Annotated in this window: 19 protein-coding genes and 3 pseudogenes; 12 read left to right on the top strand and 10 right to left on the bottom strand. The window is 60.2% G+C overall.

The window, feature by feature from the left end:
* Positions 1-2 precede the first annotated feature (2 nt).
* The 3 genes from traD (at position 3) to FHT92_RS24930 (ending at position 2,892) form a co-directional block, all read left to right on the top strand.
* Positions 3-218 (top strand): type IV conjugative transfer system coupling protein TraD, encoded by a 216-nt coding sequence (gene traD, locus FHT92_RS24940; RefSeq protein WP_183749272.1) that lies wholly within the window; start codon positions 3-5, stop codon positions 216-218.
* Complete coding sequence (gene traG, locus FHT92_RS24935) at positions 205-2,136, top strand: Ti-type conjugative transfer system protein TraG (protein WP_183830306.1); 1,932 nt, start codon at positions 205-207, stop codon at positions 2,134-2,136. The genes traD and traG overlap by 14 nt, the downstream gene beginning before the upstream one ends.
* Before the next feature lie 498 nt (positions 2,137-2,634).
* Positions 2,635-2,892, top strand: a complete 258-nt coding sequence (locus FHT92_RS24930) for a WGR domain-containing protein (RefSeq protein WP_183830303.1) — start codon at positions 2,635-2,637, stop codon at positions 2,890-2,892.
* 64 nt (positions 2,893-2,956) lie between these two features.
* Here the strand turns inward: FHT92_RS24930 and FHT92_RS24925 are convergent, their stop codons facing one another.
* Complete coding sequence (locus tag FHT92_RS24925) at positions 2,957-4,120, bottom strand: aminotransferase (RefSeq protein ID WP_183830300.1); 1,164 nt, start codon at positions 4,118-4,120, stop codon at positions 2,957-2,959.
* Between the two features lie 26 nt (positions 4,121-4,146).
* Entirely contained in the window at positions 4,147-5,169 is a 1,023-nt protein-coding gene (locus tag FHT92_RS24920; protein WP_183749268.1) for a LysR substrate-binding domain-containing protein, read from the bottom strand.
* Positions 5,170-5,470: 301 nt separating this feature from the next.
* Here FHT92_RS24920 and speB point away from each other — a divergent pair, with 301 nt between their 5' ends.
* The 6 genes from speB to FHT92_RS24890 all read left to right on the top strand — a co-directional run bounded on the left by speB (position 5,471) and on the right by FHT92_RS24890 (position 11,217).
* A complete protein-coding gene (gene speB, locus FHT92_RS24915; protein WP_183830297.1) occupies positions 5,471-6,529 on the top strand; it encodes an agmatinase in 1,059 nt (352 codons plus the stop codon).
* A gap of 72 nt (positions 6,530-6,601) precedes the next feature.
* Positions 6,602-7,690 carry a PotD/PotF family extracellular solute-binding protein gene (locus tag FHT92_RS24910; RefSeq protein ID WP_210278586.1) on the top strand — a complete coding sequence of 363 codons (1,089 nt, stop codon included), beginning with the start codon at positions 6,602-6,604 and terminating at the stop codon, positions 7,688-7,690.
* Positions 7,691-7,746: 56 nt separating this feature from the next.
* A complete protein-coding gene (locus tag FHT92_RS24905; RefSeq protein ID WP_183749266.1) occupies positions 7,747-8,784 on the top strand; it encodes an ABC transporter ATP-binding protein in 1,038 nt (345 codons plus the stop codon).
* Positions 8,781-9,635 carry an ABC transporter permease gene (locus FHT92_RS24900; RefSeq protein WP_183830294.1) on the top strand — a complete coding sequence of 285 codons (855 nt, stop codon included), beginning with the start codon at positions 8,781-8,783 and terminating at the stop codon, positions 9,633-9,635. The genes FHT92_RS24905 and FHT92_RS24900 overlap by 4 nt, the downstream gene beginning before the upstream one ends.
* On the top strand, positions 9,632-10,426 hold the full coding sequence (locus FHT92_RS24895) for an ABC transporter permease (protein ID WP_183749264.1): 795 nt from the start codon (positions 9,632-9,634) through the stop codon (positions 10,424-10,426). Before FHT92_RS24900 ends, FHT92_RS24895 begins: the two co-directional genes overlap by 4 nt.
* 14 nt (positions 10,427-10,440) lie before the next feature.
* A complete protein-coding gene (locus tag FHT92_RS24890; protein ID WP_183749263.1) occupies positions 10,441-11,217 on the top strand; it encodes a carbon-nitrogen hydrolase family protein in 777 nt (258 codons plus the stop codon).
* A 370-nt stretch (positions 11,218-11,587) separates the two neighbouring features.
* Here the strand turns inward: FHT92_RS24890 and FHT92_RS24885 are convergent, their stop codons facing one another.
* The 6 genes and pseudogenes from FHT92_RS24885 to FHT92_RS24860 form a co-directional block, all read right to left on the bottom strand.
* Positions 11,588-12,079, bottom strand: coding sequence for a hypothetical protein (locus tag FHT92_RS24885; protein ID WP_183749262.1), 492 nt, complete (start codon positions 12,077-12,079; stop codon positions 11,588-11,590).
* A gap of 338 nt (positions 12,080-12,417) precedes the next feature.
* On the bottom strand, positions 12,418-12,582 hold the full coding sequence (locus FHT92_RS24880) for a hypothetical protein (RefSeq protein WP_183749261.1): 165 nt from the start codon (positions 12,580-12,582) through the stop codon (positions 12,418-12,420).
* A 318-nt stretch (positions 12,583-12,900) separates the two neighbouring features.
* A complete protein-coding gene (locus FHT92_RS24875; RefSeq protein WP_183749384.1) occupies positions 12,901-13,212 on the bottom strand; it encodes a DUF736 domain-containing protein in 312 nt (103 codons plus the stop codon).
* A 640-nt stretch (positions 13,213-13,852) separates the two neighbouring features.
* Positions 13,853-14,079 (bottom strand): annotated as a pseudogene (locus tag FHT92_RS24870) (BrnA antitoxin family protein).
* A gap of 12 nt (positions 14,080-14,091) precedes the next feature.
* Positions 14,092-14,400, bottom strand: a complete 309-nt coding sequence (locus tag FHT92_RS24865) for a hypothetical protein (RefSeq protein ID WP_183749259.1) — start codon at positions 14,398-14,400, stop codon at positions 14,092-14,094.
* Positions 14,401-14,494: 94 nt separating this feature from the next.
* Positions 14,495-14,797: an HU family DNA-binding protein gene (locus tag FHT92_RS24860; protein ID WP_312858791.1), complete on the bottom strand. Its 303-nt coding sequence runs from the start codon at positions 14,795-14,797 to the stop codon at positions 14,495-14,497.
* A gap of 322 nt (positions 14,798-15,119) precedes the next feature.
* Between FHT92_RS24860 and FHT92_RS24855 the strand changes: the two are divergent.
* The 3 genes and pseudogenes from FHT92_RS24855 to FHT92_RS29690 all read left to right on the top strand — a co-directional run.
* Positions 15,120-15,447: pseudogene (locus FHT92_RS24855) on the top strand (MBL fold metallo-hydrolase); the annotation flags it as partial.
* Positions 15,432-15,869: pseudogene (locus FHT92_RS24850) on the top strand (ATP-binding protein); the annotation flags it as partial. The pseudogenes FHT92_RS24855 and FHT92_RS24850, both read left to right, overlap by 16 nt.
* A 643-nt stretch (positions 15,870-16,512) precedes the next feature.
* Entirely contained in the window at positions 16,513-16,638 is a 126-nt protein-coding gene (locus FHT92_RS29690; RefSeq protein WP_281412883.1) for a hypothetical protein, read from the top strand.
* 295 nt (positions 16,639-16,933) lie between these two features.
* On the opposite strand, the gene FHT92_RS24835 is transcribed toward FHT92_RS29690, so the two are convergent.
* A complete protein-coding gene (locus tag FHT92_RS24835; RefSeq protein ID WP_183749257.1) occupies positions 16,934-17,320 on the bottom strand; it encodes a hypothetical protein in 387 nt (128 codons plus the stop codon).
* Between the two features lie 78 nt (positions 17,321-17,398).
* Positions 17,399-19,033, bottom strand: a complete 1,635-nt coding sequence (gene groL, locus FHT92_RS24830) for a chaperonin GroEL (RefSeq protein WP_183749256.1) — start codon at positions 19,031-19,033, stop codon at positions 17,399-17,401.
* Positions 19,034-19,069 lie beyond the last annotated feature (36 nt).

The raw sequence follows: 19,069 nt of genomic DNA, 5'->3' as shown, positions 1-19,069 counted from the left end.
GGATGGCGCGAACAACCACATCAGATGCGCGCAGACAAGACACGCGCGAGAAGATCGAACTCGGCGGCCTGATCGTCAAGGCCGGTCTTCGCTACGAGAAGCGGGCACTCCTGCTTGGGGCACTGGTCGAACTTAGCTCGCGGCTGAAGTCTGATGACAGCGAGCGGGCGCGACTGATCGCGATCGGAGCGGAGGCTTTCGGCGATGACCGCGAATAAGCTTGCTCTGTCCGGCGTCCCGGTCGTGCTCATGATGCTGGCGGTCATCGGCATGGCCGGGATCGAGCTATGGCTTTCGGCCTTCGGCAAGACGGAAAGCGCGAGATTGACGTTGGGCCGGGCAGGCATCGCCGCGCCCTATATCAGCTCCGCGGCGATCGGCGTGATCTTCCTGTTCGCGAGCGCCGGCGGGACTTGCATCAAATTCGCAGGCTGGGGCACCGCCGCGGGAAGCATGGCGACGATCCTGATCGCGGTGGCGCGCGAGACGACACGTGTTGCCGGTTTCGCCGGGCAGGTTCCGGCGGGCAAGTCGATCGTTTCCTATCTTGACCCGGCGACAATGATCGGCGGGGCGGCCGCGCTGATGGCGGGATGTTTCGCGATACGCGTCGCGCTGATCGGCAACGCCGCCTTCGCGCGAGCCGAGCCGAAACGCGTCCGCGGACCACGCGCGCTGCACGGTGAAGCCGACTGGATGAAAATGCAGGATGCGGCCAAACTCTTTGCCGACACGGGCGGCATCGTCATCGGCGAGCGCTACCGGGTCGACAGAGACAGCACGGCCGCGCGCTCATTCCGTGCCGATGACCCGAAGACCTGGGGCGTCGGCGGTAAGTCGCCGCTGCTCTGCTTTGACGGTTCATTCGGATCGTCCCACGGGATCGTGTTCGCCGGATCAGGTGGCTTCAAGACAACGTCGGTGACAATCCCGACCGCCCTCAAATGGGGCGGTGGACTTGTCGTGCTGGACCCTTCGAACGAGGTCGCACCAATGGTGCAGGAGCAGCGCAGGGGTGCGGCGCACTTCATCCGCATTCTCGATCCGAAGGAGCCGAAAACCGGGTTCAACGCACTCGACTGGATCGGCCGGTTCGGGGGGACGAAGGAGGAGGATATCGCTTCGGTCGCGTCCTGGATCATGAGTGACAGCGGCGCCGCACGCGGCGTGCGCGACGACTTCTTCCGCGCGTCAGCGCTCCAGCTGTTAACCGCTCTGATCGCCGACGTCTGCCTGTCCGGCCACACCGACCAGGAGAACCAAACCTTGCGTCAGGTGCGTTCCAATCTCGCCGAACCAGAGCCGAAACTGCGCGTGCGGCTGCAGGAGATTTACGACAATTCGAACTCGGATTTCGTGAAAGAAAATGTGGCTGCCTTCGTCAACATGACGCCGGAAACCTTCTCCGGCGTCTACGCCAATGCGGTCAAGGAAACGCACTGGCTGTCCTATGCAAACTATGCCGCGCTCGTGTCCGGGTCGACCTTCTCGACCGACGCGCTTGCCGATGGCAAGACCGATGTGTTCATCAACATCGACCTGAAAACGCTGGAGACGCATTCCGGTCTGGCGCGTGTCATCATCGGGTCGTTCCTCAATGCGATCTACAATCGCGACGGAGCGGTGCAGGGCAGGGCGCTATTCCTCCTCGATGAGGTGGCACGACTTGGCTACATGCGCATTCTGGAAACCGCGCGCGATGCCGGCCGCAAGTACGGGATCACGCTGACGATGATCTACCAGTCGATCGGTCAGATGCGCGAGACCTATGGCGGCCGCGATGCAGCGAGCAAGTGGTTCGAAAGCGCGAGCTGGATTTCGTTCGCCGCGATCAACGACCCCGACACCGCCGACTACATCTCGAAGCGTTGCGGCATGACGACCGTGGAGGTCGACCAGATCAGCCGCAGTTCCCAATCCAGGGGATCGTCGCGAACGCGATCGAAGCAACTTGCGGCAAGACCACTGATCCAAGCGCACGAGGTTCTGCGCATGCGAGCCGATGAGCAGATCGTGTTTACGGCCGGCAACGCGCCGCTTCGCTGCGGTCGGGCGATCTGGTTCCGGCGGGATGACATGAAGGCCTGCGTCGGCAAGAACCGGTTTTACAAGATCGAGAAAACGCTTGAAGCCTGATCAGCCGGCGCGCAGTGCAACGAGCAAGGCTGATCCAGGACAAAGAAGAGTATCGGAGAAATCAGCATAGCGGCGACCAACGGTCGCGATTTCGGGAATTCTCGTCGTGCGAGGGCGGGAAGCAGCGCAGCCGCGGGAGCCTCAACTGAGTTACCGAAGGGGAGGCGGGACCGACTGCGCCCCGCATCTCGCGCACCGCCTGAAGCGCCTTGCCCGTAAACGCAGATGAAACCGAAGCCGAGATAGGTTGAGGCGAATCCAGACACTCGGGCGGCGCGAGACTCGGATGGTGCGGCTGGGGCCCGCGAGAGGATTGTCACCGGATGGCCGAAACCGGCTTCAGGATGGGGCGAGCGCGGCGAGTAGAGCCTGCGCCGAAGGGGTCTCGCCCAAGCCTGTCACGGCCTTTCCAATATCATCACGGATATGAATCGATCCACCCCGACCGATTCATAAGTGTCGTTGGACGCAACTCCGCGGATCGCCGATTCTCATCTCATGATCTCGCAGCCCTATCACCTCTATGTCGAGCGCTCGGACGCTGCCAGGAACATGGCGCGCTACTATGCTATGTGGATCGAGCCGAACCTGTTCGGCGACGTCTGCCTGTTGCGGAAATGGGGGCGCATCGGTACCAAAGGGCAGATGATGGTCCATCATTTCGAGAGGGAAGAGGAAGCGGTCGTGCTCTTCCTCGATCTGCTCCGGCAGAAACGAAAGCGCGGTTATCGTCAGCGCCCCTCAATGTCGATATAAAAAACGCGCCGAAGCGGGCCAGAGAAATGCTCATCGGCGCCAGTTCCACATTCGTAGCCCTCGGTCAAAATCGCGAGAGGCGGCCACTCAGCATACGGATGGTTTGAGCATCCGCATTGGCAAAGGCAAAACGGAGATAGGCGTCCTGGCCCTCTCCGAAATAGGCGCCAGGCACACAGAGAATGCCGGCGTCGCGCGCGAGCTTCTCGGCGACTTCGGTCGAATCACGCCGGTCGAAGGGATGACGTACGAAAGCGAAATAAGCGCCAACCGCGCCAAGCTTCCATTTCGTCACCTCTGCCATCGTGAGGCGAAGGGTTTCCGCCCGCAATGCAATCTCCCGCCGGTTTTCCTCCCGCCATGCGGCTAAGCGCGGAAGAGCCTTCGCCACGGCCGCCTGAGGCGCACGAGGCGCGCAGATCTGCAGGTTGTCCATGATCTTTGCGACCTGGCTCACGACCTGCGGCCCTGCCGTGATCGCTCCGAGCCGATGGCCAGGGATGCAGAAGGACTTGGAGAAGCTGTAGAGGCCGATCAGCGTATCTTCCCATCCCTGCTTGGCAAAGAGACCGTGCGGTCGGCCGACACCTTCGGGCAGGAAGTCACGATAGGTCTCGTCAAGGATCAGCCAGATCCCGCGCGCCTTGCAGAGGTCGAAAATCTTCTCGATCAGGTCGGCCGGATATAAGGCGCCGGTCGGGTTGTTGGGCGTGACGATCGCCAACGCCCGCACATCAGGCGTGATTGCCGCGGCGAGGGCGGCTGGGTCAGGCAGGAAACCGGCTGCCGGATCACAGGCGGCAAACCGGCTTTGGATCCCCAGCATGGCAAGGGTCGTTTCATGATTGAAATAATAGGGATTGGTCATCAACACTGCGTCGCCCGACCCAGCAACCGTCATCGCCGCACAAACGAAGGCCTGGTTGCAGCCTGCGGTAATATGGATGTTGGCAGAGTCGATAGGGGCGCGATAGACCTCGCAGGCCTGAGCAGCATAGGCTTGCCGGAGTTCCGCTTCGCCTTCGATGGGCCCGTAGCCGGTATACGCGGCTGAAGCAGCGGATTCCCCGAGCAATTTCAGCATTTCCGGGTGGGCCGGATAGCCTGGTACGGCCTGAGAGAGATCGATCAACGGTCCGTACCGTCCGTCATAGGACCTTGCCCAAGCGAAAACGGAAGGAATCGGAGGCGGTACGAGTTTGTCGACGAGCGGATTGAAGGGCGGCATTGGGTTTCCTGTGGTTCTATCCGAGTTTAGGCCCGAGATTTGCGTCTCTGCACGAGCCCTGCCCGCCGTTGACCGGGCGCCGAAACAGGCTGAAAGCCTTCCTGACCGGCACGGCCGGCGCGCGTTCTGAGCAAGGTGCGGGCCGAGTTCTTCGGTTCTGGCAAACTGTCGGCCTCGAGCGAGGCGAAGAGCCAATCGATGAAGACCTTGGCGATGGGGGCCGCCCGAACCTCGTGGCGGCAAGCGACATAGAATGCATCATTCGCAGGCACCGTGAGATCGAAGGGAACAATCAGTTCCCCCTTGGCGATCAAGTTCCCCGCTGTAATCGTATCGCCAAGGGCAATCCCCTGACCGTGCAACGCGGCTTCAGTCGAAAGTCGCGCATCGCTCATGAAATGCTGCTGACCGCGACTGAGATCGATCGCGTCTGCGGCGGCAAGCCACGTATTCCACTCCCGTCCGTCGTCTCCGTGAAAAAGCACGTGGTCGGCGAGATCGCGCACGGATCGCAATGGCCGGCTGTTGACCAGAGTGGGACTTGCGATCGGAAAGAGACGCAAATGGCTCCAGAGCCGTGTCCAGCAGTCGGACCAGTTGCCGTCGCCATAGAGGATGCAGATATCGACATCCCTGGAATGAAGTTGACCGGGATCATTGGATGCAATCAGCGTCAGCCTCACATCCGGATACTGCTCGGTGAAACGGTTGAGGCGCGGGATCAGCCAGAAGGACAGCAATGCCGGGACGCAGGTGACGGTGAGTTCACCGCTCGTCGCCGGTCGTTTCATCAGTGCGGTGGTCGCAGCGATTTCGCCAAAGGCCTTGGTGACGGCAGGCAAGAGGAGCGCACCTTGCGCGGTGAGCTTCAGCCGCTTGCCACCGCGCTCGAAGAGCGCCGCATTCAGCGAAGCTTCCAGTGCCCGGATTTGATGACTAATCGCACCGTGCGTGACGTTCAGTTCGCGCGCAGCTGCCGAAACTGAGCCGCGACGCGCCGTCGCCTCGAAAGCACGCAAGGGGTTCAGGGGTGGCAAACGATCGGACATCCAACTTCCCGGGGCAATTTCATGTGAATTTTTCTCACATCAATTGCTATAACAATGTCAATTGATTTTCTATCTGCTTTGTACCGATAATGGAAAAAACAAGGGCAAGGCCCGAGACTCGGATGATGTCAGGTCGGAATCGGCCTGACATCTGAAACCGTCTCTCGATCAAAAAACAGAGGGAATGTCGCCCGAAAACGGCGTACACCAATTTCGGCAATCCGCTCTGGGGAACAACATTCTTACAGCCGGCGAGGCGGGCGATTTTTCGCATGTCCCGCCGCGCAGAAGGGAGGCAGGAATGGCATTCGACAATGGAAAGCTGCAGGCGTTGAGGGCAAAATATAGCGAGGGCCATGGCGGCGAGCTCTTCGATGCCGCCTTCCGCAAGGTCGCCGACAAGATCTTTTCTAAGACCGGTACGCGTCTTGCGCCCTATGCCGGTGTGCCAACCTTCCTGACCGCCCCTTACATGCCCGTCGAAGCCGATAATCCGGATTTCGGCAATCTGCAGGTTGCGATCACCGGTGTGCCGATGGATCTTGGCGTTACCAACAGGCCCGGCTCGCGCTTTGGACCGCGGGCGCTGCGCGCCATCGAGCGGATCGGCCCCTACAATCACGTGCTCGGCTGTGCGCCGGTCTTTGATATTCGTGTGGCAGACATAGGCGATGTGCCTTTCGCCAGCCGCTATCGGCTGGAAATGAGTCATGACGATATCGAGCGGCGGATCGGCCAGATCGTTGATGCCGGTGTCGTTCCCCTATCGGTCGGCGGCGACCATTCCATCACCCATCCAATCCTGAAGGCGGTTGGGAGGAAGGAACCGGTCGGTCTGATCCATATCGACGCCCATTGCGATACCGGCGGCGCATTCGACCAGACCAAGTTCCACCATGGCGGACCGTTCCGCAACGCCGTGCTCGATGGAGTGCTCGACCCCACGCGCACGATCCAGATCGGCATCCGCGGCTCGGCCGAATATCTTTGGGAATTCTCCTATGAGTCAGGCATGACGGTGATCCATGCGGAGGATGTCCCGGGCATGGGCATTGCAGCGGTCATCGAGAAGGCGAAGGCTATCGTCGGCAACGGCCCGACCTATCTTTCTTTCGACATCGACAGCCTTGATCCGAGCTTCGCGCCAGGGACGGGCACGCCGGAAGTGGGAGGACTTACAACGCGCGAAGTTCTCGAACTGATCCGCGGTCTCAAGGGCATCAATCTCGTCGGCGGCGATGTGGTGGAAGTCGCGCCGCAATATGACGCGACAACGAACACGGCGCATGCGGGTGCACAGGTATTGTTCGAGATACTGAGCCTGATGGTTTTCAGCCCTTCCATCGCGGCAAAGGTGTAAAACATAGTAATAACAATGTGGGAACTGGCCGGGATGGCGAAAACGCCGGTCGGCAAATAAAGGAGAAAAGAAATGAGTGACATCCTCAACACGAGCGTGAGCCGGCGCGCCCTGCTAGGCGCCGGTCTTGCCGGCGCCTCGCTGCTGGCCATGCCGACGGTCCTGCGGGCGCAGGACAAGTCGTTGAAGGTCGGCGTCTATGGCGGTTATTTCAAGGACAGCTTCGACAAGAACATCTTTGGCGACTTTACCAAGGCGACCGGAATCGCGGTCGAATCCGTCGCCGAGCCGACTGGCGAAGCCTGGCTGGTACAACTCGAGCAGGCCGCCAAGGCTGGGCAGGCACCGGCGGACGTCTCGATGATGTCGCAGGTTGCGATGCTTAAGGGACAGGCGAGCGAGCTCTGGGCGCCTCTCGATACAGCGAAGATTAAAAATTCGTCCGGCGTCATCGATCGCTTCATCAATAAATATCCGAATGGCCGCGTGGCAGGCATCGGCGCCGTCGCATGGTACATTACGCTGGTCACCAATACCGATGTCTACAAAGACGCGCCCACGTCATGGGCGGCGTTTTGGGATCCGGCAAATGCCGACAAGCTCGGCCTGCTGGCGCTCGTCTCCAATTCCTTCCTGCTGGAGGTGACGGCCAAGACCTTCTTTGGCGGCACCAATGCACTGGATACGGAGGAAGGCATTCTGAAGGCCTTTGAAAAGCTCGCTGAAGTCAAGCCGAATGTCCGGCTCTGGTATCGCGATGAAGCGCAGTTCGAACAGGCGCTGAAGTCCGGAGAAATTCCGATGGGCCAGTATTACCATGACGTCACGGGACTTGCAGCCGCCGACGGTTTCAAAGTTCGCTCGACCTTCCCCAAGGAAGGGGGCATTCAGGACTCCGGTTGCTGGGCGCTGTCGCGGGCATCCAAGAAGGCAGAAGAAGCGCATATCTTCATCGACTATATGTGCCAGCCGGCGATCCAGGCGACTTTGTCGCGCAAGGTCGGCACTGCGCCTACGGTCAAGCGCGATCTGCTCGATCTCAACGAGAAGGAATTCGCCGCCGTTTCCTCCGACATCGAGCCGATCACGCCGCGCTATGATCTCTACCAGAGCAAGTCCGACTGGCTGAACCAGAAATGGACGGAACTTATCGCCGGTTAAGCGACTATTGACGGGTCGCCGCGCTGGACGGCGACCCTTTTACCGGAGAGATTTGAATGTCTGGCTTGGCGTTAAACAGCGTCTCAAAACAATTCGGCACGTTCACTGCCGTCGATCACGTGCAGCTCACCGTGCCGCACGGAACCTTTGTCTGCATGCTCGGTCCGTCGGGTTGCGGAAAGACGACCCTGTTGCGGATGATCGCCGGCCTGGACACGCCGACCAACGGAACAATCCTCATCGACGGAGCCGATATTACACCAGTTCCGACGCACAAGCGGGATTTCGGCATGGTATTTCAGTCGCTTGCGCTTTTTCCGCATCTGACGGTCGGCGAGAACATAGCCTACCCCTTGCGCATTCGCGGCGCGGCAAAGGAAGCGCAGAAAAAGCGGGTCGAGGAGCTGCTCGCGATGATCGATCTTACTGGCTATGCCGGCCGACCGGTCCATAAGCTTTCGGGAGGCCAGCGCCAGCGTGTTGCAATTGCGCGCGCATTGGCCATCTCGCCGAAGCTCTTCCTGCTTGACGAGCCGCTCTCGGCGCTGGACGCCAAACTGCGCGAAGCCATGCAGGTCGAGCTGCGCCAGCTGCAGCAGCAGCTCGGCATCACCACGATCGTTGTCACCCATGATCAGCGAGAAGCCATGACCATGGCCGATACAGTCGTCGTCATGAATGGCGGCCAGATCCGGCAGGCGGCAAGCCCGATCGAGATCTACCGACGTCCCGCCGACCGCTTCGTTGCAGATTTCATCGGATCGACCAACCTTCTTGCTGTGGAGAGCGACAGCGCTGGACGTGCGCTCGTGCTTGGCCACCCAGTCGAGGGGGTAGCAATTCCAGACGGGCTGACCAAGGCGGCGCTTTCCGTACGGCCGGAAGACGTGCACCTGACGGCGCCGGGAGCCGGGACGATCAACGGCAAGGTTACCTTCATTCGCGATCTCGGTGGCACGATCGAAACCTTTGTCGATATTTCCGGCACAAAGGTGATCGCAGTTTCCACTCCCCGCGAGCGGCCAAGCGTCCATGTTGGTCAGGAGGTCGGCGTGACGCTTTCGCCGGATGTCTGCGTGGTGCTGAAGCAATGACACGCGAACCGCCTCAGACGCTCCGGGACTACGGGCCGCTTGCCTTCCCGGCAGCGATGCTGACGGTCTTCTTCGTCATTCCGTTCGGGACGATGATTGCGGTTAGCTTCTTCCAGCGACAACAGGGCGGCTTTTACACGCCTGCCTTCGTCTTCGATAACTATGCACGATTCTTCAGCCTCTTCTTCGGCAAGGTGCTCGGCTTCTCGCTCTTTCTTGCGGTTTCGGTGGCCGTCTGCTGCATCGTTCTCGGCATCCCATTCACGTACTTGCTGACCCGCATAAGCCGGAGAGCTCAGATCCTGTGGCTGATCGCCCTGTTGTCCATCCTGTCCCTTTCCGAGGTGATCATAGGCTTCGCCTGGTCGACGCTCTTTTCGCGCACGGCAGGCATTACCAATCTGCTCGTGATGCTCGGCGTGATGAAGCAAGCCGTGGCGCTGACCCCGGGCTTCCCGGCCGTGTTAACCGGAATGGTCTATCAGGCACTGCCCTATACGATCCTCGTACTCTATCCCGCCTTGGTGCGTCTCGATCCGACACTGACCGAGGCGGCGCGCACGCTTGGCGCCTCGCCCGTCAAGTCCTTCTTCACGGTCGTCCTTCCAGCGCTCCGCAATACGATCATCGCCACGCTGATCATGGTCTTCATCTTCGCGCTCGGCTCTTACCTTCTGCCGCAAATCCTCGGCCGACCACAGCATTGGACGCTGTCGGTCCTCATTACGGACCAGGCGATCTACCAATCCAACATGCCGTTTGCAGCGGCCATGGCTGTATTCCTCGTGTTGGTCACGCTGGCGCTCGTGGGCCTCACGATCCTGGTCGGACGCAAAGGAGCGGCGGCATGAACGTCTGGCATCGCCTCTTCTTCTTTTTCATTGGCTTGTTCCTTGCCGCGCCGATCATTGTGGTCGCCGGCGTCTCTATCAACGAGAAGCAAAGCCTGACTTTCCCGCCGCAGGGTTTCTCGCTTGCCTGGTACGGTGAAATCTTCCTCAATCCAGAATGGCGGAGCGCCTTCTTCGCGTCGCTGACACTCGCCATTCTTTCCGCTGCCGTTGCAGTGCTGATCGCCCTGCCGCTCGCCTGGTTCCTCTGGCGCCGCACTGCGCCATGGGCGAACATATTCCAACTTCTTGGCATTGCGCCCTTCACGCTGCCACCTGTTATCACTGCACTCGGAATGCTTACTTTCTGGGCGACCGTCGGCTCTTACGGCCAACCATGGACAGCAGTCATCAGTCACGCGATCTTCTTCGTGACCCTGCCGCTCGTTACGATCTCGCTCGGCTTCTCAGCGATCGACCGATCGCTCGTGGAGGCGGCCGCGACCATGGGCGCCGACGATAGGACGGTGTTTCGCACCGTCGTCATGCCGCTCATTCTGCCTTACCTTATTTCCGGCTATGCCTTCGCCTTCGTGCTGTCGCTCAACGAGTATATTGTGGCCTACATGACCGTCGGCTTCACGCTCGAGACGTTACCGATCAAGATCTTCAACGCGTTGCGCTATGGCTATACGCCGACCATGGCCTCTGTGACGATCCTGTTCGTGGTCGTGGCAGCGACGGTGTTCAGCCTCGTCGCGCGCTTCGGCGATCTGCCGAAATTGCTCGGCGCCATGTCGTCCAACGATTAATAGGAGCCGGGAGGATGGAACTCGCCGCTCTGCAAATGCAAGCCGTATGTGGCGATGTTGAAGCCAATCTCGCACGCATTGAAGATGCGGCTCGTAAAGCAGCCGCTAGCGGTGCGGGCATGCTGGTCGCGCCGGAACTGGCAGTTATCGGATATGGGGCGGGAGAGGCTTTTCGTCGTCTCGCCTGCGAGGCGAGTGGCGAGATCCCTGAAAGGCTCGACGCGATTGCCCGCGAGAACGGCATCGCCGTCGTTGCGGGCTTCGCTGAACGGGTCGCCGACACGATCTACAACAGCGCGCTTTTGACCGATGGCAGGGGAACGACTGCTGTTTACCGCAAGTCTCATCTCTACGGCGATTATGAACGAACCTGGTTCAAGCCAGATTTCCCCTCGTCTGAGATCATGTCGGTCAATGGTATGAAGCTGGGGATGCTGATCTGCTATGACGTGGAATTCCCCGAAAACGTACGGCGACTGGCACAGGCCGGCGCCGATCTCATCGTTGTGCCCACGGCCCTCCCGAGGGGTCACTCAGGCACCATGATTGCCGAGCATATGATCCGTGTCCGTGCTTTCGAAAACCAGGTTTTTGTGGCCTATGTCAATCATTGCGGCACCGACGATACGTTCGCCTATGCCGGGTTGTCGCAAATAGCCGCGCCTGACGGAACCCTCCTCGCGGAAGCGCCGGCCGAAGGCGAAAAACTGCTTTTCGCGACCATTCGACCGCAAGATTTTGCCCATTCGCGTGCTGAAAACACCTATCTCGCGGATCTGGTTCGGACCTAAAGCCTGTCGCGTGAAAAGAGGATGAACGGACAGGCCTTAGCTCATTGATTCGATAGATGTCGTTACCGCAAGCCGCTGCGAACGTTTGCGCGACATACATGAGAGAGAGGAGCAGCGGCGCGGCGGGGAAAATTCTGGCGGCGCCAAGTTGCGTCGCGGCGAACGGCTAACATTCCCGATGAGAGATGGCGGCATCGTCGAAAGGAGAGGGCAGCTAAGAGCTGCTCGGCATGGCGTTTCGGCCATCGACGATCCGCTTGTTCAGAAACGGCGCACCGTAAGAATGTGACTCTGAGCGTTCGGCTCCGATTAAATAGAGAGGCCGCCTTGGCCGCCCCTCGATCAATCGGGACTGCAACTGCAGGACTGGTCAGGATTCTGACCAGCAGGCGTGAACGGCGCGCGCTGCGCGTACGTCAATCCCGGTTTCCCGCGTGATATCCTTGAGGATCGCCGCCAGTGAGCCGAGTTCGTCCTCAGTCAGGGAAACCAGATCCGGATAGGCGAGATCGACGCCAGTGTCGTCTGCCGTCAAAGCGATGACCCAATCGCCGCCGTTGATCCGATATTCGTGCGTGTCGAAATCTATTTCGAGCTTGTCGAGCAGGTTGATGGCCAAACGTGCGAAAATCCCGGTCTCCCATTCCAGCTGATATTCCGCGAACTCGTCGTCGCCCATGAGAACGCTGCGCTCCAGCGCCATGATCATCCGTAGGCGGTCAATTCCTGCCTCCAGTTGGTCGACCAGACGGTCGTGAAGCTTTCGCGAGAAGTCGGTATCGCAGCCGAACCGGTTGGCGAGCACCACGAGCCGGAAGCCGGCAAGCTGGGTGTAGAGCATAAGGTTCTGATCGGTTGCCATAATGTGATCTCCTTCATCTTGATGACGGGGATCGGCCACTCCTCAGCAAAGAGGCGTCAAGGACTGCGGAACGCGGCTTGCAAGCGGGGGAACCGATTTTTCCAGAGCGAAGTCGTAGCGCAGCAGCGGAAAAATTGGGGGAGACCGCGCCGTCCTTGACGCCGGATTTGCTGGAGTAAAATCGGACGTCAGAGAGAGAAGAGACCCGCGGCCCAGGAGGGGTCGCGACCGTATCCGGCGCGAGCCGGCGGGAGTGTCGAGGGATGAAATCCCTGACAGCCGGTCTGGCCGGTCGATCCGGCCAACCCCGCTCGCAAGGCGGAGAAAAAGAGCCTCCCTCAAAAGGGCGGCTCAGCCGAGATGACGCCCTCCTGCTCCGCAACCAGAACGGCCAGATCGGCTTGGGCGAATTGGAGCTCCGCTTCGATTTCGCGGCGCTCGACTGCATCCAACGTATTGTTGAGCTCGGCACGCAGTTCCTCGATGTGCTGTTCGATGGTCATCGTCTCATCTCCTTGGGTTCGTGAAGGACGACGACGCAGGGGCGTGGTGGGATGGCGGGGTCAGGGATCGCGCAAGCGACCGCCGGCGGCGGCGAATGGGCGAGCCGATTTTCTGGTGACGGCCGCAGGACGGCACCGGAAAATTGGGGGAACCGTTCGTCCTTGAGGCCGCCGTCCCGCCACGGCACAATCGGGCTATCTGAGCAGACATTTCCGGTTCCGTATGGCATCAGAAAAGAGGTAACAGGCTCGATGCCTGTTACCGATTTGCCAATCGGGCCTTTGACCCCGCCTTGAGGAGCGGGGCCGTCCCTGATCTCAGTCCCGGTTGGGGCGAGACCAGATCAGCTGGTAACCGTCCTCGCCTTCGACTTCGCTAAGGGTCGCGTAGATCGGGGCGGGGAAGCTCGGGTCGTCCAGCTTGACCGAGAGATAGTCGCGATCCGTGTCGGTGGAGCGCTTCTGCCACGCGGCGCCGAACTCGACATTACCGGCGTAGATGCGGTAGTGCGGTCCCTTGTCGGAGGGGTTCTCGACGCGGGCGATGCGGGCCTTGACGTTGAGGGCAAGCGTGCGGATCGAGCCGTTGAAGCCGGTTTCCGTGGAAGTGAAATTGCCGATGGTTGCCATTGTCATGTTCCTTTCATTGGTTTCGGGCCGCGCCCTTCGCGGCCTCGATGGCTGTCGCAAGGATCGGGGACGATCGGACCGCACCCCCGGGGTCCCCGTTGCGCCTGCGCAATGGGGTGGTTCATAGGGCCGGAACAGCGTGGAGGGCGGCAAGTCGCAAATTTGTTAGTTGGCGAGGAATGGCGGCAACCTGGGTCCCCGCTCGACCTGTCGAGCGGGGTAGGTCCGACAGGGGTCAGAAATTGCGGCGGCCGTTGCGGGAGGACGATCGAGGCGAAGCCGCTCTCCGATCAGACACGCCTCATCGAGCCCGCGGGGGACGCGCCGGCAACAGCGGTGGAGCATGATGATGGCAGCTCTCGCTGCTGTTCAGCCTACCGGCGGTTTCAGCGCGCTGAAATTTCAAACATCTGCTGCGTCTGTTCGCTCGAGTTCTTCGCAACGCGCTCCGGACTTGCGGTCACCGTATCCATCAACATTTTTGTGCGGTCACTAGAGGCTAAATCTCAGCTTGCCGATCGCGGTCATCTCGCCGACGCCACGCAGCAGATGGAGCTGAAACGCTCGCCCTCGTGCACGAAGACATGGAGATTGAGGATGTAGTCGTTGCCATGCCAACGAGGAACTGGCTCGATTAGCCTTAGCGCTCCATGGCCTGCCGCAACGCTGCGTTGATGCGCTCTTGCCAACCCGGGCCGTCTTCCTGGAAAAAGGCAAGGACATCACCATCGATCCGATCGAGACGGTCTCGGTCGCGACCGGGACCGGGCGCCGTTCGACGGCTGCCGCGGCTGTCTTCTTTGTCGGCTTGAAGAGTGCTTCGGCGGCATCCAGCGGATTGACCGGTCGGCGGGGTGTGGTGGCCATCGGATTTCTCCTTTACTCGATTGATGACTGCGGAAGGGCGGGACCGTGGACCAAGTCGGTTGTTTCATCGAGTTTCAGCGGATTAGCGGCCGGAGCGCCTCCAGGCAATTGCTGAGGTTCCCGCACCGTCCGAGTGTTTCGCGACGCGCGCGCACGTTCTTCCTCGCGCACCGTTATGAGATACTGACGGCGCATTTCGGCTGCGTCGATGACGCCGTCGATCCAGAGTTCGACGAGGCGTCTGGCATTCGCATCGAGAGGGAATCCGCTTGCTTTCCATCGAGCAATGACCCGATCGGCAATTTCTCGTCTTCGGTTCATTGCCCCTCGCAGAGTTGGCATCCCGACATCGAGGATAACACCGGGGCACGACGTAAGATAAGAGCCTCGATCAGGTGCCGAGGCTCTCTGCATGTTACTTATTCATTGCTTCCTTGAGTGCCTTAGCTGGCTGGAAGCTCAGCTTCTTGGCAGCCGCGACCTTGATCGTCGCCCCTGTCGACGGATTACGTGCTTCGCGCTCGGGCGTTTCCTTGACCTTGAACTTGCCGAAGCCCGGCAACGAGGTTTCATTGCCAGCAAGTGCCGCCTCGGTAATCGAGGCGATGACGGCCTCGACAATTGCCTTGCCCTGGACCTTCGTCAGGCCGTGTTCTCCAGCGATCTTGTCTGCGATTTCGTTGGTCGTCGTCATGTCGTTCTCCGCATTATGGGTAATGCGGAATTCCTGACATCGGCCGCCTCCATTGTCATGACGCAGGTGCTAATGCCGGAGTTCTTCCGACGACATTTCCACAGCTTCCGAAAGATTCATAGGCGGCGCGGGGCATTCTCTGAGGGTCCGCGCCAAGTACGCGCCGGCCGGCGAGGCGGAAAGGTCCTGATCCTCGGGATGATCGCGTCGTTCTGTTGGGACCTGGCAGCGCTGGCGACGTCCGGGCGCCGCAGGATGTTGAGTTCCGGGCTAAACCTTGTCCCGTCTTACGTCTTGCATGTCGCGGCCGCGTCGGACCCGATGCTCCGGCAAACCAAGGTCACAGAATTCCGTCAGGCTCGGGGGGTATGATGGGCTGCGACCTGCAGCGCGCCAGCGACATGGCGTGGACGCCGGGATCAGTCTCTCTCAGAAACAGATGACCAAGGCGCTATCCGACATCTCGCGGGACCCGGTGTCCCACTTGATCAACACCCATTGGCATTTCGACCACGGATGGAAATCCCTGGATCGGGTCCGGCGGCGCCAAGATCATCGCGCACGAGAATACCCGCAAGCATCTTTCGCACGTCCAACGAGTGGAGGACTGGGATTACAATTTTCTCCCGCTGGCGCGGAGCGGTGTTCCCCAGCATGTCTTCTCCAACGAGCATCCGAGGCGTTCAGGACCACTAGCCGCGGAGCCTACACGGGGGTCGCCGCGCAGCCCGGCAAGGACGGCGAGCTCCTCATCGCCGTATCGGCAAAAGGCGGTTCTAAGATCGCCGACGAACTCTCCAAAGGCGCGCGTTTTCAGCTGTATCTCGCGCTCCGGGTAGCGGGATATCACGAGTTCGTCGCCAATCGTGCTCCCATTCCGTTCATCGCAGACGACATCATGGAAACGTTCGACGATTTTCGCCCCGAGGAGGCCTTCCGGTTGTTCACTGAGATGGCCCGCCATGGGCAGGTGATCTACCTCACGCATCATCAACACCTTACCGAGATCGCGAGGAAGGTTTGGCCGGGCGTTCGGCTGCACGATCTGGAGACGCTCCAGTCGGCGAGCCGACTTAATGGACTTGCTGCGGAATAGGATGGGCGTGAGAAGCTCGAGCACCCGAATGCGATGGCTCAATGCAAGCGGGGCAGCTTCATTGTCTCTTTGACCATCCTGTCATTGAGGGTTACTTGGACCTTTCCGATCAGTCTCGCCCGTGAACGGATCCATCACTCGCGCAGAAGCATACATGCGTGTATCAACGTCGAGAATTCTGGTTCGAAGCCGGGCAAATGCCGGTTGATAATGCCCTTCCGACGTCGCTACCGGGGCAAGGTCCTTTAGTTAGCACGTCGATGTCCATGAAGAAGCGAATCTCGAACATGCCATCATAGCCGAGGAAGCGGATGCGCTTGGCGGTTTCGTCATAGCTTCTGGCGCTGTTGCAACGCGTTGTTGGCGAGATCGGTCAGATCGATGCGGGGCTCGTCACGCAGATACGTCAGTCCTGGCCCACCGCGACGGATGCACCGCAACTGCAGCATATTCTTTCAATAACGCAACATCCTAATGTTGAAGGCACAAACAAGGAACAATCAGGCATTGAGGCAGCCATCCCACATGTGGCTAGACGTGAGCAGGTCGATTTGCCCAAAATTCCTCGAAGGAGCCGCTGATCTGGCCGCGGCCCCCAAACGGGAAGGAATACGGGCCAAACGTCGTCTATACCTGCGGCGCGATGCGCCACAACGACCAGATCGTTCTGCCCTATGTGGTTCACGACACGTTTTCGAATATCTCGACGATCAAGATTTCGGACCTTCTCAAGACGCTCGATGCTGAGGTGCGGGTTCGTCAGCCGTGAGCTGCGCAATGAAGCAGAGATGCAGCCTCATGTGTAATCCAAACCTGAAGGCTCTCTCAGATGAGGCGGGTCGTCCAGCATTTTGCCGGGCACGTGATAGGTGCCATTCGCGGCCGGTTTCTTAAGTCCCTCGGCGGGTATCTCGCGGAGCTGTTCGACGGGCTTGTTCTCGGCTTTCTCAGGCGTTGTTTGCGAGTCGGCCTTTTTTCGAAGCCGATCATTCGTTATTTTCCTGATCTGGTCGATTGGGGCTGCGCTTCCAACCAATATGGGAGCGTTTCCGTGACCGGGTGTCTCAGCCGGCAAGAGCCGTGGTGCAACCCTGAACCCCGAGCCTGTCAGGAGTGGTCTGTCCCGGCATGGTCGCCCACCGACCGGCCTCGATGAACTGACGCTTCTTATAGCTGTCGGTGATCGCCTTGAACTCCGCAAGTTTTGCGGACGCATCCGGCGCAGCGTTGAACCGCTCGACGCATATAGCGGAGGCAAGCTCGCCGCGCGCGTTCTCGACTGCGGTCGCTTCCGCCGTGCGGAAGGTGCCGCCCGTCACCCAGCCGGCCCAGTTGAAGCCAATGACGATGGTTGCGACCGCTGTGATGGCGCAAGCCCATACGAGGGTCGTCTTGGAAGGCTGGTAGCTGTCGATCTGCCCGGCGATCGATGTCTTGCTGCTGTTCTGCATGGCCTTGCAAATCTCCGTCTCTGTCGTTGTTCGCGTTCCACCGCCCGGCCACCCCGCCAAGCGGCTCAGGCACTGTCCTCAGTATCCCATCCCGGTCATGGCGTTGTTTCCGGCGCCGGAGGCAAAGTCTTTTGCAGGAATGTCGGCGATCATCGCTTCGCAGGTGACCAGCAGTGCTGCGATCGAGCCGGCATCCCGCAGGGCGGTCCGCACGACCTTGGCTGGATCGACGATTCCGGCTTTTATCATATCGACATAGGTTTCCGTCTGCGCGTCGAAGCCCTCGTTGTGATCTTTACTGTCGGCGAGCTTGCCGATAACGATCGAACCTTCGACGCCGGCATTGTCGGCAATCTGCCGGATCGGCGCTTGGAGCGCTCGGCGCACGATTGAGATGCCCGCCGTCACATCGGCATTGTCGCCGGTGAGGCTGGCCAGCACCGATTTCGCACGCAGCAACGCCACGCCGCCGCCGGGAACGATACCCTCTTCAACCGCCGCACGGGTGGCGTTCAGCGCGTCGTCGATGCGGTCCTTTTTTTCCTTGACTTCGAGCTCGGTCGCGCCGCCGACTCGGATCACCGCAACGCCGCCGGCGAGCTTTGCCAGCCGCTCCTGCAGCTTTTCCTTGTCGTAATCGGAGGTGGTTTCCTCGATCTGCGCCTTGATCTGCTGGATGCGCGCCTGGATGGCGGCTTTGTCGCCGGAGCCGTCGATGATCGTCGTCGTGTCCTTCTCGATCAGCACACGCCTCGCGCGGCCGAGCATATCGATCGTGACACTCCCCAGCTTGGTGCCGAGATCCTCGGAGATCATCTCGCCGGATGTCAGAATGGCGATGTCTTCGAGCATCGCTCTGCGGCGGTCGCCGAAGCCTGGCGCCTTGACGGCCGCAACTTTCAGGCCGCCGCGCAGCTTGTTGACCACGAGCGTCGCCAAGGCCTCACCTTCGACATCCTCGGAGATGATTAGCAGCGGCTTGCCGCTCTGCACCACCGCCTCGAGGATCGGGAGCATTGCCTTCAGGTTGTCGAGCTTCTTCTCATGGACGAGGATGTAAGGATCCTCCAGCTCTACGCGCATCTTTTCGGTATTGGTCACGAAATAGGGCGAGAGATAACCGCGGTCGAACTGCATGCCTTCGACGACATCGAGTTCGGTATGGGCGGTCCTTGCCTCTTCGACGGTGATGACGCCCTCGCTGCCGACCTTGTCCATCGCACTGGCGATCATCTCGCCGACCTCGGCATCGCCGTTGGCGGCGATCGTGCCAACCTGGGCGATTTCGCTCGAAGATTTGACCTTGGTGGCGCGCGCCTTGATTTCCGCAAGCACGGCGCTAACGGCGAGATCGATGCCGCGCTTCAGGTCCATCGGGTTCATGCCGGCCGAAACTAGCTTGGCTCCTTCGCGCAAGATGGAAGCGGCAAGCACGGTCGCCGTCGTCGTGCCATCGCCAGCAAGATCATTGGTCTTCGAGGCGACTTCGCGCACCATCTGCGCGCCCATGTTCTCGAACTTGTCTTCAAGCTCGATTTCCTTGGCGACGGAGACGCCGTCCTTGGTGATGCGCGGCGCGCCGAAGGATTTATTGATGACGACATTGCGGCCCTTGGGGCCGAGCGTCACCTTGACGGCATTGTTCAGCAGTTCCACGCCGCGCAGCAACCGGTCGCGGGCTTCGGTGGAGAAGATAATTTCCTTGGCAGACATGGTCTTTGCCCAGTTCAGTCTTGAGAGAAGGGATCG

The sequence above is a fragment of the Rhizobium sp. BK377 genome, assembly GCF_014193935.1.
GTDB lineage: Bacteria > Pseudomonadota > Alphaproteobacteria > Rhizobiales > Rhizobiaceae > Rhizobium.
The sequence above is the reverse complement of the archived record's forward strand: the minus strand, read 5'-3'. Positions and strand labels throughout refer to the sequence as shown.

Excerpts from the sequence above, each read along its gene's own strand:
- FHT92_RS29690 (WP_281412883.1), top strand. The coding sequence starts at position 16,513 with ATGCGCCACAACGACCAGATCGTTCTGCCCTATGTGGTTCACGACACG.
- FHT92_RS24925 (WP_183830300.1), bottom strand. The coding sequence starts at position 4,120 with ATGCCGCCCTTCAATCCGCTCGTCGACAAACTCGTACCGCCTCCGATT.
- FHT92_RS24875 (WP_183749384.1), bottom strand. The coding sequence starts at position 13,212 with ATGGCAACCATCGGCAATTTCACTTCCACGGAAACCGGCTTCAACGGC.
- FHT92_RS24920 (WP_183749268.1), bottom strand. The coding sequence starts at position 5,169 with ATGTCCGATCGTTTGCCACCCCTGAACCCCTTGCGTGCTTTCGAGGCG.
- FHT92_RS24890 (WP_183749263.1), top strand. The coding sequence starts at position 10,441 with ATGGAACTCGCCGCTCTGCAAATGCAAGCCGTATGTGGCGATGTTGAA.
- traD (WP_183749272.1), top strand. The coding sequence starts at position 3 with ATGGCGCGAACAACCACATCAGATGCGCGCAGACAAGACACGCGCGAG.
- FHT92_RS24900 (WP_183830294.1), top strand. The coding sequence starts at position 8,781 with ATGACACGCGAACCGCCTCAGACGCTCCGGGACTACGGGCCGCTTGCC.
- FHT92_RS24905 (WP_183749266.1), top strand. The coding sequence starts at position 7,747 with ATGTCTGGCTTGGCGTTAAACAGCGTCTCAAAACAATTCGGCACGTTC.
- traG (WP_183830306.1), top strand. The coding sequence starts at position 205 with ATGACCGCGAATAAGCTTGCTCTGTCCGGCGTCCCGGTCGTGCTCATG.
- FHT92_RS24930 (WP_183830303.1), top strand. The coding sequence starts at position 2,635 with ATGATCTCGCAGCCCTATCACCTCTATGTCGAGCGCTCGGACGCTGCC.
- speB (WP_183830297.1), top strand. The coding sequence starts at position 5,471 with ATGGCATTCGACAATGGAAAGCTGCAGGCGTTGAGGGCAAAATATAGC.
- FHT92_RS24910 (WP_210278586.1), top strand. The coding sequence starts at position 6,602 with ATGAGTGACATCCTCAACACGAGCGTGAGCCGGCGCGCCCTGCTAGGC.
- FHT92_RS24895 (WP_183749264.1), top strand. The coding sequence starts at position 9,632 with ATGAACGTCTGGCATCGCCTCTTCTTCTTTTTCATTGGCTTGTTCCTT.
- FHT92_RS24865 (WP_183749259.1), bottom strand. The coding sequence starts at position 14,400 with ATGAACCGAAGACGAGAAATTGCCGATCGGGTCATTGCTCGATGGAAA.
- FHT92_RS24885 (WP_183749262.1), bottom strand. The coding sequence starts at position 12,079 with ATGGCAACCGATCAGAACCTTATGCTCTACACCCAGCTTGCCGGCTTC.
- FHT92_RS24880 (WP_183749261.1), bottom strand. The coding sequence starts at position 12,582 with ATGACCATCGAACAGCACATCGAGGAACTGCGTGCCGAGCTCAACAAT.
- groL (WP_183749256.1), bottom strand. The coding sequence starts at position 19,033 with ATGTCTGCCAAGGAAATTATCTTCTCCACCGAAGCCCGCGACCGGTTG.
- FHT92_RS24835 (WP_183749257.1), bottom strand. The coding sequence starts at position 17,320 with ATGCAGAACAGCAGCAAGACATCGATCGCCGGGCAGATCGACAGCTAC.